Genomic DNA, 15339 nt, shown 5'->3' on the forward strand with positions numbered 1-15339 from the left:
TTATGAGCTATTCGCACAGCGGTGCGGGATTGTCCGGGCCGGATTGGCGGCGGTAAGCCCTGGGGCCACTGAGGGGCCGGTCGCCTCCTCTCGGAGGTCTCCGCGTCGGAGTGGAGGGCTGGCCGGTCATCCTTGTTACCGTGAGTGAGTTGACAGACACGGAAGCGCGCCTGTTTACTGGTCTCAATCACGCCACCGGACATGTGCCGGTGGTTGAAGGCCCCGCCCACCGGACGGGGCCTCATTCATTTCAGCCAGAGGTCCGGGTGCCACGACGCCGGGCGCTGGATCTCTCCCTCGTCATCTTGGAGTTTTTCCGAGAACTGGCAGCTTTCGAAGGCGCTCGTCTTGATGTGCCGGAAGAAGGTCGGAGGGATCTGCTGCAGCTGCCAGCTGCCCATGGAACGTCGTCCAGGATTGAAGATGCCCACCGGCAGGCCGTGGTCGTGGCAGACCATCCGGATGGGTTCCGCGAGGTCGGCGTCGTTGCTGATCACGACGGAGTGTTCACAGTCGCCGCCGAGAGCATCGGAGAGCAGGTAAGCGCCGATGTTGACGTCTGTGCCCTTCTCCTCCACCTTGATCACTTCCGCTGTTTTGGGGCCTTCCGGGGGAGGATGGGCAAGGCGCATGCGGACCTTACTGACCTGGAAGCGTCCGAGATGGATGCTGAGGTGTGGGATCGTGGCCAGGGCTCTGAGATAGAAGTCCTGCCGGTTTGGCTTGTCAGGGTCGTCCGGCCATGCCATGACGTTGGCGGTGAAGTAGCGGATGCGGTGGATCTCGTGTTCGGGCAGAAGCCGACGGGTGAAGGTGTCGAGGTTCAGCCACTTGTGCGGACTGCCTTTGAGGCGGCCGTAGAAGAGGTTGAACCCATCGACGTAGACGTTCGTTATCACTGGGTAAAGATATAGTCACGGAGTGTGAGGGTCGCGCGGGTTGTGCGGAGTGCTCCGCAGGGGACGCGGGGCTGCCGGGTGCGGGGCGTACGACTTCAGGGAGAGGCGGTACAAAGCCGACGCCGACCGCCGACGAGTCACAACGGAGCCTGACGCAAGTACTCACGACCACCCACTGTCGCTCTCCTGCCCGGACAACCACGAGCCACCGCATGAGCATTGACTGAACGGCATTGAGCGGACGACAGCGGGGCCCGGCATGTGCGCCGGGCCCGCCGGGAAGCGGCCCGTGCTCAAGCGACCCTGTTGCGAAGCGGGACGTCGCGGATGAGCGGCCAGGTCATCGCCAGGCCGAGCAGAAGGCAGGCAAGACCGGCTCCCAGGGCCGTCGTGACGCTCGGCGTGAGGTCGAAGCCCAGTGCCGAGGTGAAGAACGGCAGCCTCAGGTTCCCGCCGATGGCCGACTCGCCCAGCACGACCAGCGCGACGCCGAACGGCAGGGAGAGCAGCCCGCCGGCCTGCCAGCGGTAGAACGCCGCCCCCATGAGGGCTCCCGCGACGACCCAGGCCAGGCCCTGGACGAGGTACTCGGCGAAGATCAGTGGCACCTGTGTCGGCGAGGAGAACAGGTGGGTGTTCATCAGCGTCTGCGGCCGGTCGAGCAGGTTGTACAGGAGCGCTTCCAGCAGGTAGCCGAGGGTGATCAGGGCGGAGAACGCCGGCGCGTACAGCGTGACGGTCACCGCGGCCTGCGCCCCGAACTGCCTGCGGGTCTGTCCGTGCGCGATGTAGAGCGGGAGAAACTCCCTCATCAGGGAGACGCCGATGAACAGGACGAGCCAGCGGGGGAGCTGCGTGGCGGCCTCCCACACGCTGATGTCGAGTGTTCCGAACATCGTCACGCCGACCGTGATCAGGACGATCAGCACGTAGAAACCCGCCCACAGCAAGGCGGTGTAGACCAGGGGGGCGCCCAGAAGGCGGCTGGGGAATCTCATCGGACGTCTCCGGCGGGCTCGGTGGTCGCGGGGGTCGCGGGGGCCGTGGGGTCGGGGTCGGTGAGGTGGACGAACAGGTCCTGCATGGCGATCGGGCCGAGCTCCAGCCCGGCCTGGGAGGCCTTGGCGCGCGCGGTGGCGTCAAGGTCGCCGTAGACCATGGCGACCTTGGTCGGGCCCAGGGTCCTGGTGTTCAGCACCGTGAGCCCGGCGGTGAAGGCGTCGACCCCGGCCACCGGCCCGGTGACCGAGGTGCCGCGCGTGAGCAGGGTCTCGCTCCGCTCGTGCAGGAGCAGCCTGCCCTGGTTGAGGATCAGGACCTCCTCGAACAGCGAGCTGACCTCCTCGATCAGGTGGGTGGAGAGGATGATCGTGCGCGGGCGCTCCATGTAGTCGGCGAGCAGGGCGTCGTAGAAGGCGTAGCGGGAGGGGGCGTCCATCCCGATGTAGGACTCGTCGAACATGGTCAGCGGCGCCCGCGCGGCCAGCCCCACCACCACTCCCAGCGCCGACCGCTGCCCCTTGGACATGGTCTTGACGGTCGCGCTCCGCTTCAGCTCGAACCTGTCCATCAGCGTGCGCGCGTACGCCGCGTCCCAGTTCGGGCGGAGCGACTCGGCGAAGTCGAGCGCGTCCGCGGCGGTGCCGATGTCGACCGTCTCTCCCGTGTCGCGGATCAGGCAGATGTCGCGGGTGACGTCCGCGTTCTCGAACACGGGGCGGCCCCCGACCCGCACCGTGCCCCCCGACTGCCTGCGGAAGGCGGCCAGCACCGACAGCAGGCTGGTCTTGCCCGATCCGTTGCGCCCCAGGAGGCCGTATATCTTGCCGCCGTCAAGGGAGAAGGTGACGTCGTCGACCGCTCTGACGGTGCCGTAGTCCACTCGCAGGCCGTCGGCCACGATGTTCATGCGCGCTCCTCGAGCTCGTGGATCCTCTTGACGATGTCGGTGAGAGGGATGCCGATCACCTTCGCCTCGGCCACCATCGGGGCGACCACCTCGGCGAAGAAGCTTTCCCGTCGCTGACTCCTGAGCGCCTCCCGGGCGTCCGGACTGACGAACATGCCGATGCCTCGTTTCTTGTAGAGAACGCCCTCGTCGACCAGCTGCTGGAACGCCTTGGCCGCCGTGGCGGGATTGATCCGGTAGAAGGCGGCGTACCGGTTGGTCGACATGACCTGGTCGCCGCCGCTCAGCGTGCCGTTCAACACCTCGGTCTTGATGCGATCGGCGATCTGCCGATAGATCGGGCTCTGGTCATCGAACATGAGCACCCGCTTAGTTGGTTCATTACTCTTGTAATGAACCATAGGAGCGAAGAAGCCGTGCGTCAACATCGGCTTCACGGCGGGGTGGGCGAGGCGTCGGGTGCAGCTCGAACGACATCACAGATGCCCAATCCGAGGTGGAACGACCCATGGGCGAGGTTCGCTGCAGGGTGTGCAAGCATCGTCGGACGACCTGGAGGGTGAACCGCGCCGGGATCGCTGGGGGCTTTGACGTATCCCGGCCTTCGTGGAGTCGCTTTGGTTGACTCACCTGCCTCTGACCGCTTACCGCCGGCGAAAGTTCAACTGGCAGAACCCCGGCCGCACGCAGAGGAACTTCCGGAACTTGATCACGGCGCCTGTACGATCGACGGAACAGGAGCCAACATCACCCGCCCGATAGATGACCGGGGGGAGAGCGGACCGTTCACCACCCTCCCCCTGCTGTTTCCCGGAGCGTTCACATGATCGAGATTGAGACCGCCTGCTTCACCTGGATCAGGACCGGTGATCTCGACCAGGCGGTCCGGGCGTTCGGCGGGCAACCTCTCGTGTGGGAGCCGGAGACCCTCGACGGTCTGTTCGGCATCGCCCCGGAGGACCTGCCCGACGACGCCACCGGCGTGGCCCTGGTGGCCCGCCACGGGGAGTGGGTCGTGATCGTCGAGCCGTTCGCGTTCCGCGGGCTGAGCGAGACGTTGCTGGGCGAGGTCGCGGCCAAGGGTGAGGCGTTCCGGGTGGCGTGGACCGTCAACATGGCCACCTTCGTCAGCTACGTCCGTGACGGGGAGGTCGTCGCGTCGTTCGACGCCCTGGATCTCGACGGCGCCTCCGGCCGGGAGTGGCTCGACGGCCTGCCGGTCGGCGAGGCCGACTGGCGCGCCGACTGGAGGGCCGCCGCGTTCGCCGTGGCCGAGCACCTGTCGGGAGTCGTCATCGACGACGACTGGACGGCCCGGTCCCACGCCCTGCACTGGTTGCGCCCGGTGACCGTCGTCGCGCGCCCGGCCCTGCGCGTCGACGCGCGCATGCGGGCCATCGCGGCCGTCGACCCCCGCATCGCCCGCATCATCGCCGACCCCACGCCCGACCGAGTGCCGGAGATCATCGTCATCGCGGCCGATATGGCCGTGACCACGGCGGGCATCGACGGCCCCCTGGTCGAGGAGGCGCTGGCCATGATCGCGACCGGCGAGTGCTCCGCCGAGCTGGCCGAACGGCTGGACGTCTTTCAAATGGAGCTCGCGCGACGGGAGTGGGAGGCGTTTCGAGCCTCGCCCGACAGCGCCCGGGAGCGGTCCCCCTCGCCGGGCCATGACACCGATTACGGCCGATGGGCGGTGAAGGGGGCCGCCGTCGGGGCACTGAGGGCTGCGGTGAGGCCGGACAGGGATCCGTTCTGGCGGGCCCGTGAGGTCGTCACCTACTCCGGCGGCACCTACCTCAGCGAGGAGAACGGGGACCTCGACCGCCACTACGCGCTCGGAGAGGTCGTCACCTTCCTCGATCCCTGAGCGGTCAGAGCTCAGCGAGCGAATGCGCGGTCGAAGGGCCGGCGCGTTCCGCGCACCACGTCACGCTGCCGCCCTCTTCGTACGGGCCGGTTCGGCCGCCACTGATCGGTCACCGGGCGGCCGGGGCGGGTCAGGCGCGGCGGTGGGCGTCGTCGAGGTAGTGCAGGACGGCGGTGACGCGCCGGTCCGCCCGGTCGGTGGGCGGCAGGTCGAGCTTGGCGAAGATGCTGCGGATGTGCTTGTGGACGGCGCCGTCGGTGACGAACAGCCGTTCGGCGATGGCGGTGTTGCCCAGCCCCTCGGCCATCAGGGCCAGCACGTCGCGCTCGCGGGGGCTGAGGCGGTCCAGCCGGGTGTCGGGCCGGGTGCGGGTGAGGAGCTGCGCGACGACGTCGGGGTCGATGGCCGTGCCTCCGTCCGCCACCCGGTGTAGCGCGCTCAGGAACTCCTCGACCCGCCCGACCCGCTCCTTCAGGAGATAGCCGAGGCGGGAGCTGCCCTGGGCGAGCAGTTCGGTGGCGAAGGCCTGCTCGACGTAGGCGGACAGCACGAGCACGGCCAGGTCCGGCCGGCGCCGCCTCGCCTCGACGGCCGCGACGATCCCCTCGTCGGTGTGGGTCGGCGGCATCCGGACGTCGACGATGGCGACATCCGGCCTGTGGGCGTCGACGGCGGCCAGGAAGCCGTCGGGGTCGCCGGCGGTGGCCACGACGTCGAGTGCCTCGGCGCGCAGCAGCAGCGCGAGACCCTCGCGCAGGAGCGGGTCGTCCTCGGCGATCACGATCCGCATGGCAGGCTCACCGTGAGGGTGGTGGGTCCACCGGGAGGGCTGTTCAGCATGAATGTCCCGTCGTGTGCTTCGGTGCGGTGGCGGATGCCGACGAGACCCGACCCGCCGCGCTGGTCCGCCCCGCCGTGGCCGTCGTCGGTGATCTGGAGGTGGAGCCGGTCGGCGTCGCGGCGGACCTTGACGGTGGCGTGCCTGGCACGGCTGTGCTTGGCGATGTTGGTGAGCGCCTCGGCCACCACGAAGTAGGCCGTGGCCTCGACGGAGGCGGCGCACCGGACGGGAATGTCGGCGTCGATCCGGCACGGGACCGGGCAGGTCGTGGCCAGACCGGTGAGGGCGTCGGCGAGACTCCGGTCGGTCAGCACCGGGGGCAGGATGCTGCGGGCGACCGCGCGAAGCTCGGCGAGCGCCTGCTCGGCGGCGCTCTGCGCGCGTTCGAGGATGGCGTCGGCGTCGGACGGGTCGCGTGCCAGCGTGCGACGGGCCGCGCCGAGCAGGATGGTGACGGCGACGATGCGGTTCTGGGTCCCGTCGTGCAGCGACCGTTCGATCCTCCGCAGCTCGGCGGCGTGCGCGTCCAGCGCGGCGGCGCGGGTCGCGGTGAGTTGCGCGACCCGCAGCGCGAGGTCGGCGCCGGGGTCGGCCGGCAGGAGGCGCCTGCCGGGCCACGCCTGCAGCCGCGCCATACCCGGGGTGAGGAGGAGGGCGAGGACGATCCATCCCAGGCCGAGCAGGCCGACCCCGAGGGCACTGGGCAGGTCCCGCACGGTCCAGAGCCCCATGGCGGAGCTGGACGCCTCCTCCGGAGGCAGCAGCCGCCACCACAGCGGGAAGGTGGTGTTGGTCACCGCGCTGAAGGACACCGTGAGACCGGTCAGGCTGAGCAACAGCCCGAAGGTGGCGTGGACGACCACCCAGCCCAGCTCCCGGCGGGTGGCCGGATCGGTGAGGGCGGCACGCAGGCCGGGCGGCACCGGCTCCGGGCCGATGATCTCCGGGCCCCAGCGGGAGAGCCGCGCGCGTTCCCGGTCGGCGACGGCGCGCAGCGCGCGCAGCGTGGCGGGCACCAGGAGCAGGCCCACCCCGACGAGGCAGGCGAGCGCGGTGGCGGCCACCAGGAGGAGCGCGACCAGCGCCAGGACCGTGGTGCCGAGCCCGCCGATGAGGTGTTCGAACGCGTCCAGGGCGGCGCGGGCGCGGGCGAACACGTCCCAGCGGCGCTCCGGCTTCCGGCCGGTCGCGGGGTCGGGGGCCGGCATCCGCACCTCCTGGACCAGACGAACCTCCTGGACCAGACGATAGGGCACCATCCGGGTCATCGTCAGACCGGCGGCCAAGGAGTACAGCCTGCTGTACCTCGGCTGTCCCGTGGGCGGGATCGCCGCCGGCGGTGATCGTCCGTAGCGTCGAGGTGTGACAGACGATCTGCCGAGTTCATCGAGCGAGGAGCGTACCGTGACCGATTCCCACCACGTTCTGCAGGCCTCCGAGGCGCCACGTCCGGTACGGCCCACCGGCGCCCGGGCCGGGATGGTACGTCCCGTGCTGTGGTTCCTGCTGATGGTCAGCACGGTTCTCAACATCGTGTTCTCGTCCGTCGGCGACAACGTCCTCGCCGGCGCCGGGTTCGGGCTGGCCGTTCTCGCGTGCGTCGCCGCCCTGATCGCCCACCACTACCGGCACCGGCGGTGAGGAGCGGCATGGCCGGATTCGGCCGGACTGCGCCTCCTGGAGGCGCCGGATGGCGTCGGGGGCGTCGGCCGGCGGGCAGGCCCAAATCCTTTTCGCCGTGAATGGACGCTGTTTTCGGTGTCACGTTTGAAGATAGGGGAAAGGGGAAAAGGAATGGCCGGTGCGGGCCGGCGGGGGAAGCGCACGCTTTTACCCGGACGTGCTCCCGAATGGTGTCCAAGGTTCCCCGGCGTCGCGACCCGGGAGCCGGGGGCGGGGCCAAGGCCGGCGCCGGGGCCGGGATCCGCGAATGCCGCCCGTGCCCGAGGAGCAGGGGCGGCGCGGGCTCGACCGTGTCGATCGGCGTGCCCGTCAGGTTTCGCTCGATGGCCGAAACTTATTATGTACTGGCCGAAAACAGGGAACTCTTCCTCGGCGCGATGCCCGTAAGACCTTCGGGCCGGTCATGTCCTTCGAGGTGGGTAACGCGCCTGTCTGCCCATTCCTTGATTCGTGAACGCGACACTTCGTGACCGTCATACTTCGTGAACGCGACACTTCGTGACCGTCATACTTCGTGAACGCGACGCGGGGACGTCGGGGCAGGGGCTTCGGTACCGCCTCATCGCATTCGAGATCGATTGACGCAGGATAATTGCCTATTGTTGGAATATGGCCGACTCGATGGGGGCGAAGCTGGCTCTTCGCTATCTTCTCCTGCGCCCGCTCGGCCACGGTGGAATGGGCACCGTATGGCTGGCCAGGGACGAGATGCTCGACCGTGAGGTCGCCGTCAAGGAGGTGAGAATCCCGGAGGGCAGCGACGAGCGGAGCCGTGCCGAGCTGGTGGCCAGGGTCATGCGGGAGGCCGAGGTCATGGCGCGGCTGCGCCACCCGGCGATCATCGCCGTACACGACGTGCTGGTGGAGGACGGCAGGCCGTGGATCGTCATGGAACGGCTGCACGGCCGCAACCTCGCCGACGAGCTGGCGGCCCGCGGCCCGCGGCTCCCCCTCCAGGTGGCCTCGATCGGAGCCTTCCTGCTGGAGGCGCTGGTCGCCGCGCACGCGCACGACGTGCAGCATCGCGACGTCAAACCCGGCAACGTGTTCCTGACCAACGACGACCGCGTCGTCCTCACCGACTTCGGCATCGCCCGTTCCCCGGACCAGCCCACGCTGACCGGCGCGAGCCAGGTCATCGGGACGCCCGGGTTCATCGCCCCGGAGCGCCTGGCCGGCGAGAACGGCGGCCCCGCCTCGGACCTGTGGTCGCTGGGGGCGACCCTCTTCGTCGCGCTGGAGGGTGTCCCGCCCTACGACGGCTCTCCCGCGGACGTGATCCGGGCGACGCTCACGCAGGACCCCCGCCCGCCGCGGGTCGCCGGTCCGCTGGCCTCGCTCCTGCAGTGGCTGATGGCCCGCGAGCCCGAGGCGCGCCCGGACGCCGAGATCGCGCTGGGGCTGCTGCGGCAGATCGCGGACGGTGAGTCACCGCGCATCACCGCGCCCCAGCCGATCGGCCGCCCGCCGCGCCGGTGGACCCCGACGGTCCTGCTGGCCGTGGCGGCGGCCGTGGTCTCCGCCGCGGCCGCCATCCTGGTCACGAGAGAGCCCGTACCGGCGGCCAGGCCGGTGTCACCGGTGTTCGAAAAAGCCGTGGACCTCTGCAAGGCGCTGTCACCGGAACAGGTCACCAGGTTTCTCGGCGCTCCGGCGGGCGGGCGCGCGTCCGAGAACGGCTGCGAGTGGACGATCCGCGGCGCGGGGGTGGAGCTGACCGCCGTCACCGACTCCGACACCCCGGACCCGTGGTCGCTGAACCCCGGGTCCGCGCACGAGCTCTTCGCCGCCCTGGAGCGGCAGCAGATCCACGGCACCCGCGACGTGGAGTGGATCTGGTACGAGATCGGGATCGAGGACAAGCAACGTATGACCCGATCCGTTCCCCGCACGCTCACGGACGTGGGGGACGAGGCGTTCTCCTGGAACGCGGCCAACGCCGAGGGGCGGGTCCGCATGATCGTGGTCACCTTCAGGCTCGGCAATCTGGTGGCGGACCTGCACTACGTCAATCTGCGGACCGGCTCCGACGACGCCCTGCGGCAGGCGGGTGTCGAGGCGGCCAGGTCGGCCGTGACCGCGCTGCGGGGTCTGGGCTAGGGGTCGCGGCATGGACCTGCTGGCCGGACGCTACCGGCTCACGACGCCGCTGGGAGAGGGCGGCTTCGGCACGGTCTGGCGGGCCACCGACGAACTGCTGCGGCGCGAGGTCGCGGTCAAACAGGTGCGGATCCCGCCGGGGCTCGGCGAGCGGGAACTGGCCGAGTTCACCGCCCGCGCGATCCGCGAGGCCAGGGTCGCCGGCCGGCTCAGCCACCCGGCCGTCGTACGGATCCACGACGTGGTCACCCACGACGGGCGCCCCTGGATCGTGATGGACCTGGTCCCGGGCCACTCCCTCGACGAGCTGGTACCGCTGCCCACCTGGCGGGTCGCCCAGATCGGGCTGGCCGTGCTGGACGCCCTGTCGGTGGCACACGCCCACGGAATCCTGCACCGTGACGTCAAGCCGGCCAACGTCCTCCTCGACGAGAGCGGCCGCGCGATGCTCACGGATTTCGGCATCGCCGTGCCCCTCGGCGCGGGAGACGTCGATGAGCGCGGCCTGGTCGGTTCGCCCGGCTACATCGCGCCCGAGCGGTTCCGCCAGGAGACCGCCGGGCCGGCGTCGGACCTGTGGTCGCTCGGCGCGACCCTCTATTTGGCGGTCGAGGGGGAGGGGCCATTCTCCCGGCGGCAGCCCGAGGCGGTCATCGCGGCCGTGATCATGCACGAACCCCGGCCGATGGTCCTGGCCTCGCCCGAACTGGCCCGGCTCGTCCTCGCCCTGCTCGACAAGGACCCCGATCGCCGGCCCGCCGCCGCGGCCGTCCGGGAGGTGCTCGCCCGGCTGGCCACGGCGCCCCGCACCGCCGGCAGGCCCGCACGACGCAGGGGGTGGCGCCCGGGATGGTGGAAGCCGCTCCCCGGGTCGCCTTCCGGGTTCGTACGGCGCGCTGGACGGTGGAAGCCGCTCCCCGGGTCGCCTTCCGGGTTCGTACGGCGCGCTGGACGGTGGAAGCCGATCCTCGCCGGGACGCTGGTCGCGGTCCTGGTCGTCGCGGGCGGCCTGGTGACCTGGCGCCTCCTCGCCGGAGGCGGCGGGGCCCCCGGCGTGGAGGAACGGCGGTTCGCCGTCGCTCCCGACCCGTGCCGGAGCCTCACCACGGCCCAGGTTCAGCGACTCCTCGGGGCCGGTGTCGACGGCGCCCCCGCCGACGACGGCGGATGCCGGTGGACGGAACTGCGGAGCGGCCGGTACCGGACGATCAACGTCACCCACCGGATGTCGTCCACCGCCCGGGACGACTTCGCGGCCCAGCGCGCGGTCCGGGAGCAGCAGGCCGGCACCGCCCCGGACGCCGTCACCTCGCAGGTCCGTGACCAGCCGGAGTTCGCGGACGAGGGATACGCGCGCGACACGGTCGAAACGGGGGCGGGGACGGCCGCGAGCACGATCTGGTTCCGGCGCGGCAACCTCGTCACCGAGGTCACCGCCCGGTGGACGGGGGACGCCTCCGCCCTGCCGGAGATCCGGGAGACCGCCGCCCGGACGGCGAAGTTCGTCGACGTCGCCCTCGGGTGAACCCGCCAACCTTTCTGAGAGGTCAGATGGTCCACGGTCAGAACACCACCGAGCCTCGGGGGCCCTCGTCCAGGCGGGCATCGCAGGCCCCGTCGTGGCTGGTGATCGTCCTCGTCGCCGTTCTGGGAATGGCCACCGGCAGCGTCCTGACCCTTCTGCTGGTCGGCAACGGCCGGGTCACCGCGGCTCCGACGCCGCCCCCGTCACCTTCGGCATCCGCCCGGGCGGCCCTCGGCGTCGACGTCTGCGCCATGCTCGATCCGGACGAGGCGGACCGTCTGGTTCCCCGCGCGGAGATCAGGTCACGGTCGAACAGCGACCGGACCGGCCTGGTGAGTTACGTCTACCAGACATGCACCTGGACCAACAACAACATCTCCTACCGGGAGGTGACACGCACGCGCAAGATCACCGTCGAGGTCACCGCACACGAGGGGATCGGCACCACGACCGCCGCGAAGGCGGCCGCCAACCGGTACGACGGCAGGTTGTCGTCGTACCGGTACGGTGCGAAGAACGTCGACGAGGAGCTCTACCAGTCGAAGCCGGTGACGCTCCCCGGTGTCGGGGAGGCTGCGGCGGTCCATTACCAGTGGTCGAAGGGGAAGATATTCCGCAGTGCCTACGGCGAGGGAATCGGCAGGATCGGAAACATCACCTTCGAGGTGAGGTACCAGGCCGGCGAGAGGCACAAGGAGGCCGACTTCCGGTCCGCGGAGACCATGAAGTCGATCACCGAGGAGAACGCCCTGCGCGAGACCGGGAACCTGCTCACCCAGGTGGCCGCGTCGGTCACGGCCTGGCGGTCGAACCGGCCGCTGCCGTACGCGGGCAGGTCCCGGCCCACGCCCACCCCGACCCCCACCCCGACGCCCGCGCTCGTCGCGCTGCCCCAGCCCTGTGTCGCGGCGAGAGCGCGGGCCGTGAAACTGGTCCCCGACACCGAAGGGCTGGCGGCCCGCAACCAGGAGGGCAAGGCGGCGCTCACCGTGTGCCAGTGGTGGAACGAGACGTTGCCGGTGAAGCCGGGCACCGTCCGCTGGCGGAACCTCCGGATCTCCATCCGGGCCTTTCCCGACGCCGACTCCGCGCGGTACTACTTCGTCGACCGGCGAAGCGGAATCCACCGGACAAAATCCTCTTTCGGCGGCATCACCACGGGCGCGCAGGAGAAGCTCACGGGCCTCGGGCAGGAGGCGTTCGGCTACACGGTCGAGCAGCGGACCAACACCGCCCACACCGGGACCTACAACATCCACGTGCTCGACGGCAGGAACGTCGTCTCCCTGCTCTTCGGCGGCAGCGATCGCCCCGAGGGAACCCCCGTCAACTCCGAAAAGTCCACGCTCATGAGCCTGAAGAAGGCCACCGAGGGCGCGATGCCGGTGATGCGGTCCGTGATGGGCGCGCTCGACGGCTGACGGGTGAGACGGCCACCTTCGTCAACAGCCGGTACGCGGGCCGTCGGCCGCCTCGGCGGGGGCGGGCTGGGAAGCCTTGGGAAGAGCGGGTACGAAAGAAAGCCTTGGGAAGAGCGGGCTGAGAAGCCTTGGGAAAAGCGGGCTGAGAAGTTTTGAGGAGAGGGGGCACGAGAGGCGCCGGGAGATGAGAAATCCCGGCGCCTTGCTCGCGGCCACGACCGCCGACCGCCCGCTCCCGATTGAGGCTGCAGGCGTGGGTGGTGAGAATCGTCCGCTCAGACGAACCGCCACTGCTGGTTGTATTGCGACGTGCAGTTCCACTGGATGATGTTGGCGCCGTCCGCCATGCCGGCGCTGTACACGTCCAGGCACTTGCCGCTGTGCCGGGACACCAGCGAGACGTAGTTGTTGCCCTTCTGGACGAGCCGCCACTGCTGATTGGTCTGAGAGTTGCACGTCCATTGAACGACGTTGGCGCCGTCGGCCCCGCTGGCGTTCGCGACGTCGAGACACTTTCCGCTGTGCGCGACCCTTAGTGTGTAGTAGCCGCTGCCGGCCGTCACCAGATCCCACCGCTGATTCGGCTGAGAGTTGCACGTCCATTGAATGACGTTGGCACCGTCGGCCGTGCCGGCGCCGTACACGTCCAGGCACTTGCCGCTGTGCCGGGACACCACGGTCTTCGGGGCTTCGGCCCGGAGCCGCTCCGGCGCATCGGCGATCGCGACGGCCGCGGCCGGCATCGCGGTAAACGGCAAAGAGAGCAAAGTCCCGGCAATGCTCAGGGTTTGAACGGCGTGGACAAGTTTCATCGATCCTCCTTAGTCGCTCCCAAGGGAAACGAATCCTTGATAGCACGAATCGCTCAGCCTTCCGGTTAAGCACGCCTGAAGGCGGACATTGTGTCGTGTCCGGCATCTCGCGACGATCGATCGATTTCGGAGGTGGGAGCCGCATCCGGGAAAAGGGCGTCGGTGCGCCCGTCGCGGTGAGCCCGGACTCTTTTCATGGAGTTGGCGGCAACGGTGTCGGGTGAACGGGCTTTTGGTCTGATTATCCCTCTTCAATGGAGATAACGCGGCGAAACAACTGTGTGGCGGACAATTTAAGCGAGTGTCCATATCCGAGTTAAATGACCGCATGAGGCGATCTGTTATTTGGGCGGCCGGCGCGACCGAGTACCCGGGGGTGGGCGCGGCTGGATCTTCATCCGCACCGACGCGGCGCACCGGCCGCAGGGGCACTGTCGGGGCGCCAACGAGAACCTCACGACCGGCTACCACGGCGTGGCCGACCGACCTGTCTCGTTCGGCTGGATCGGCTACCGATCTCCGGACCCCGGCCGGTCGCGTGAGACCGGCGGCCTCCTCTCGTCGAGCAAGCCGCCCCCGGACCGGGCTCGTGACCTGACCACGCGGTCCACACGGTCCACACGGTCCACGCGGACCGGGCAGACCGTGCGGATCGGGCAGACCGTGCGGACCGTGTCGGTCTACACCGGCGGTCTCCAGTCGCCGAGGTGGGTGCGGATGGTCCGCCCGGCCGCCTGCTCGGGGGTCAGCTGTGGCCTGTTCCCGGGAACCGGGATCGCCGCTCCCGGACCGGAGTTGCGGTACTCGCCGAACCTGGCCTCCTGCCAGGGGTAACCCGAGCTCATGTTCACGTACGGCGCGGTGGTGTCGACCGCGGGGCCGATCCAGGTCTCGCGCACGGTCAGCATCGGGACGGCGGTCGGGTCACTGCTCGGCCGCCACGGGCGGGCGAGACCGTAGGAGCCGTCGGGGACCTCACCGGTGACACGGCACCTGGTGGCCAGGTAGCCGTACGGGTTCGCGACGGAGGTGCTCGGCGCGAACACGAAACCGTACTGCGGAAACGACACGTCGCGGGCCAGGGCGCGCAGTTCGCACCGGTCGAAGACCGCGGTGGCACGGCCGAAGACGAAGTCGACGTCGCCTTCGATGTGGCAGCGGCGGTAGTACTGCCGGGCGAAGGCGGCCAGGCTGCGGGTGTCGGCGTACAGCGTGTCCTGATGGCCGAGGAAGCGGCACTCCTCGAAGGCGGAACGGTCGCCCATGACCTTCACCGCGACGGCCTGCGTCGCGGTGATCTCCGGGTGGTCGGCACGCAGCCAGTCGTTGGCGAAGGTCACGGAGGTCGCCGTGAACCCGTCGGCCTGGATCGTGGTGGTGGCGCTGCCGCCGGTCCCGTACGTGCCGCCGCCGGGCCTCGCCGTCCCGGCGGCGTTGTCGAAGACGATGACGACGTCACGGGCGTCACGGGTGGCACCGAGGAAGGTCAGGCCGGTCTTGGCCTGGGACACCAGCACCGTCTCGCGGTAGGTCCCGGCCGCGATCACCAGGGTCCAGCCCCGTTCGGGAGCGTCGGGCGTCGCGCCGACCGCCGCCTGGACGGTGAGGTGGTCGCCCCGGCCCTGGGGGTCGACGTACAGCGTGCGCTCGTCCCGCCTGTGCCGCGGCGATCCGTACGGCCCGAACGGGCGCCGGGCGGCGGCCCCGGCCGCCGTTCCGGCCGCAGGGACGAGCGCGAGGCCGAGGGCCGCGATCGCGGCTCGGGCCGGCGTCCGGCGCCGGCCGAACAGTGGACTCTGGGGCGACATGGCCACACTCCCGCGTTCACCCGCGTGAAAGGTTTCCGTCAGGGCAACATCCGGAAGTTAGATAAATCAGGCAGTGGTGTCAATGGCCGACATGTATCGCAGAACCGGCAAGAAAATCGCTTTTCCGCCCGTGCCGGTCTCGCTACACTCGCCACTGATCACGCGCTGCCGCGACACCGTGGCGCGCGCCTTACCAGTGAGGGGAGCAGTCCGTGCGTCACCGCACCGCTGTGGTCGTTCCCCCGTCACGCTACGACGTGATCCTGGTGTCTTCGTCGATGTCCGACGCCGGCCGCGCGGCCGGCGTCGAATGCCCGTGACGAACCCCTGACCCCTGCCCGCCCGGCGCCGAACCGGCCGCCGGGGCATGCCCCCGTGTGGTCGCGCCACGCCAGGGGTCCCTCCACGACCTGACCTCGGGTCGTCTCGTCCGGGAATCGCGCCGTCCTGTCCGGAACATTCCGAAGG

General features: G+C 69.8%; 13 protein-coding genes. 5 read left to right on the forward strand and 8 right to left on the reverse strand.

What is annotated here, in order from left to right; translation table 11 throughout:
• Positions 1-245 precede the first annotated feature (245 nt).
• From AB0G15_RS19365 to AB0G15_RS19380, 4 genes are all read right to left on the reverse strand, one after another.
• On the reverse strand, positions 246-899 hold the full coding sequence (locus AB0G15_RS19365) for an NYN domain-containing protein (RefSeq protein WP_362841339.1): 654 nt from the start codon (positions 897-899) through the stop codon (positions 246-248).
• Positions 900-1192: 293 nt separating this feature from the next.
• Positions 1193-1897, reverse strand: a complete 705-nt coding sequence (locus tag AB0G15_RS19370) for a hypothetical protein (protein ID WP_362841341.1) — start codon at positions 1895-1897, stop codon at positions 1193-1195.
• Complete coding sequence (locus tag AB0G15_RS19375) at positions 1894-2808, reverse strand: ABC transporter ATP-binding protein (RefSeq protein WP_362841343.1); 915 nt, start codon at positions 2806-2808, stop codon at positions 1894-1896. Before AB0G15_RS19375 ends, AB0G15_RS19370 begins: the two co-directional genes overlap by 4 nt.
• Positions 2805-3167 carry a GntR family transcriptional regulator gene (locus AB0G15_RS19380; RefSeq protein ID WP_362841345.1) on the reverse strand — a complete coding sequence of 121 codons (363 nt, stop codon included), beginning with the start codon at positions 3165-3167 and terminating at the stop codon, positions 2805-2807. Before AB0G15_RS19380 ends, AB0G15_RS19375 begins: the two co-directional genes overlap by 4 nt.
• A 464-nt stretch (positions 3168-3631) precedes the next feature.
• Between AB0G15_RS19380 and AB0G15_RS19385 the strand changes: the two genes are divergently transcribed.
• A complete protein-coding gene (locus AB0G15_RS19385; protein ID WP_362841347.1) occupies positions 3632-4681 on the forward strand; it encodes a DUF6461 domain-containing protein in 1050 nt (349 codons plus the stop codon).
• A gap of 130 nt (positions 4682-4811) precedes the next feature.
• Here the strand turns inward: AB0G15_RS19385 and AB0G15_RS19390 are convergent, their stop codons facing one another.
• Together AB0G15_RS19390 and AB0G15_RS19395 are read right to left on the reverse strand one after the other, a co-directional pair.
• The gene (locus AB0G15_RS19390) at positions 4812-5471 is read right to left on the reverse strand and encodes a response regulator transcription factor (RefSeq protein WP_362841350.1); all 660 of its coding nucleotides are present in this window, start codon (positions 5469-5471) and stop codon (positions 4812-4814) included.
• Entirely contained in the window at positions 5459-6781 is a 1323-nt protein-coding gene (locus tag AB0G15_RS19395) for a sensor domain-containing protein (protein WP_362841352.1), read from the reverse strand. The genes AB0G15_RS19390 and AB0G15_RS19395 overlap by 13 nt, the downstream gene beginning before the upstream one ends.
• Positions 6782-6926: 145 nt before the next feature.
• Between AB0G15_RS19395 and AB0G15_RS19400 the strand changes: the two genes are divergently transcribed.
• From AB0G15_RS19400 to AB0G15_RS19415, 4 genes are all read left to right on the forward strand, one after another.
• On the forward strand, positions 6927-7163 hold the full coding sequence (locus AB0G15_RS19400) for a hypothetical protein (protein WP_362841355.1): 237 nt from the start codon (positions 6927-6929) through the stop codon (positions 7161-7163).
• Positions 7164-7814: 651 nt separating this feature from the next.
• On the forward strand, positions 7815-9305 hold the full coding sequence (locus AB0G15_RS19405; protein ID WP_362841358.1) for a serine/threonine-protein kinase: 1491 nt from the start codon (positions 7815-7817) through the stop codon (positions 9303-9305).
• 10 nt (positions 9306-9315) lie between these two features.
• On the forward strand, positions 9316-10830 hold the full coding sequence (locus AB0G15_RS19410) for a serine/threonine-protein kinase (RefSeq protein WP_362841361.1): 1515 nt from the start codon (positions 9316-9318) through the stop codon (positions 10828-10830).
• Positions 10831-10856: 26 nt separating this feature from the next.
• Complete coding sequence (locus AB0G15_RS19415) at positions 10857-12251, forward strand: hypothetical protein (protein WP_362841363.1); 1395 nt, start codon at positions 10857-10859, stop codon at positions 12249-12251.
• A 275-nt stretch (positions 12252-12526) separates the two neighbouring features.
• On the opposite strand, the gene AB0G15_RS19420 is transcribed toward AB0G15_RS19415, so the two are convergent.
• Both AB0G15_RS19420 and AB0G15_RS19425 read right to left on the reverse strand, forming a co-directional pair.
• Entirely contained in the window at positions 12527-13063 is a 537-nt protein-coding gene (locus AB0G15_RS19420) for an RICIN domain-containing protein (RefSeq protein ID WP_362841365.1), read from the reverse strand.
• A 680-nt stretch (positions 13064-13743) separates the two neighbouring features.
• A complete protein-coding gene (locus AB0G15_RS19425; protein ID WP_362841368.1) occupies positions 13744-14871 on the reverse strand; it encodes a pectinesterase family protein in 1128 nt (375 codons plus the stop codon).
• Positions 14872-15339 lie beyond the last annotated feature (468 nt).

The organism is Streptosporangium sp. NPDC023825, from assembly GCF_040639575.1.
Lineage (GTDB): Bacteria > Actinomycetota > Actinomycetes > Streptosporangiales > Streptosporangiaceae > Streptosporangium.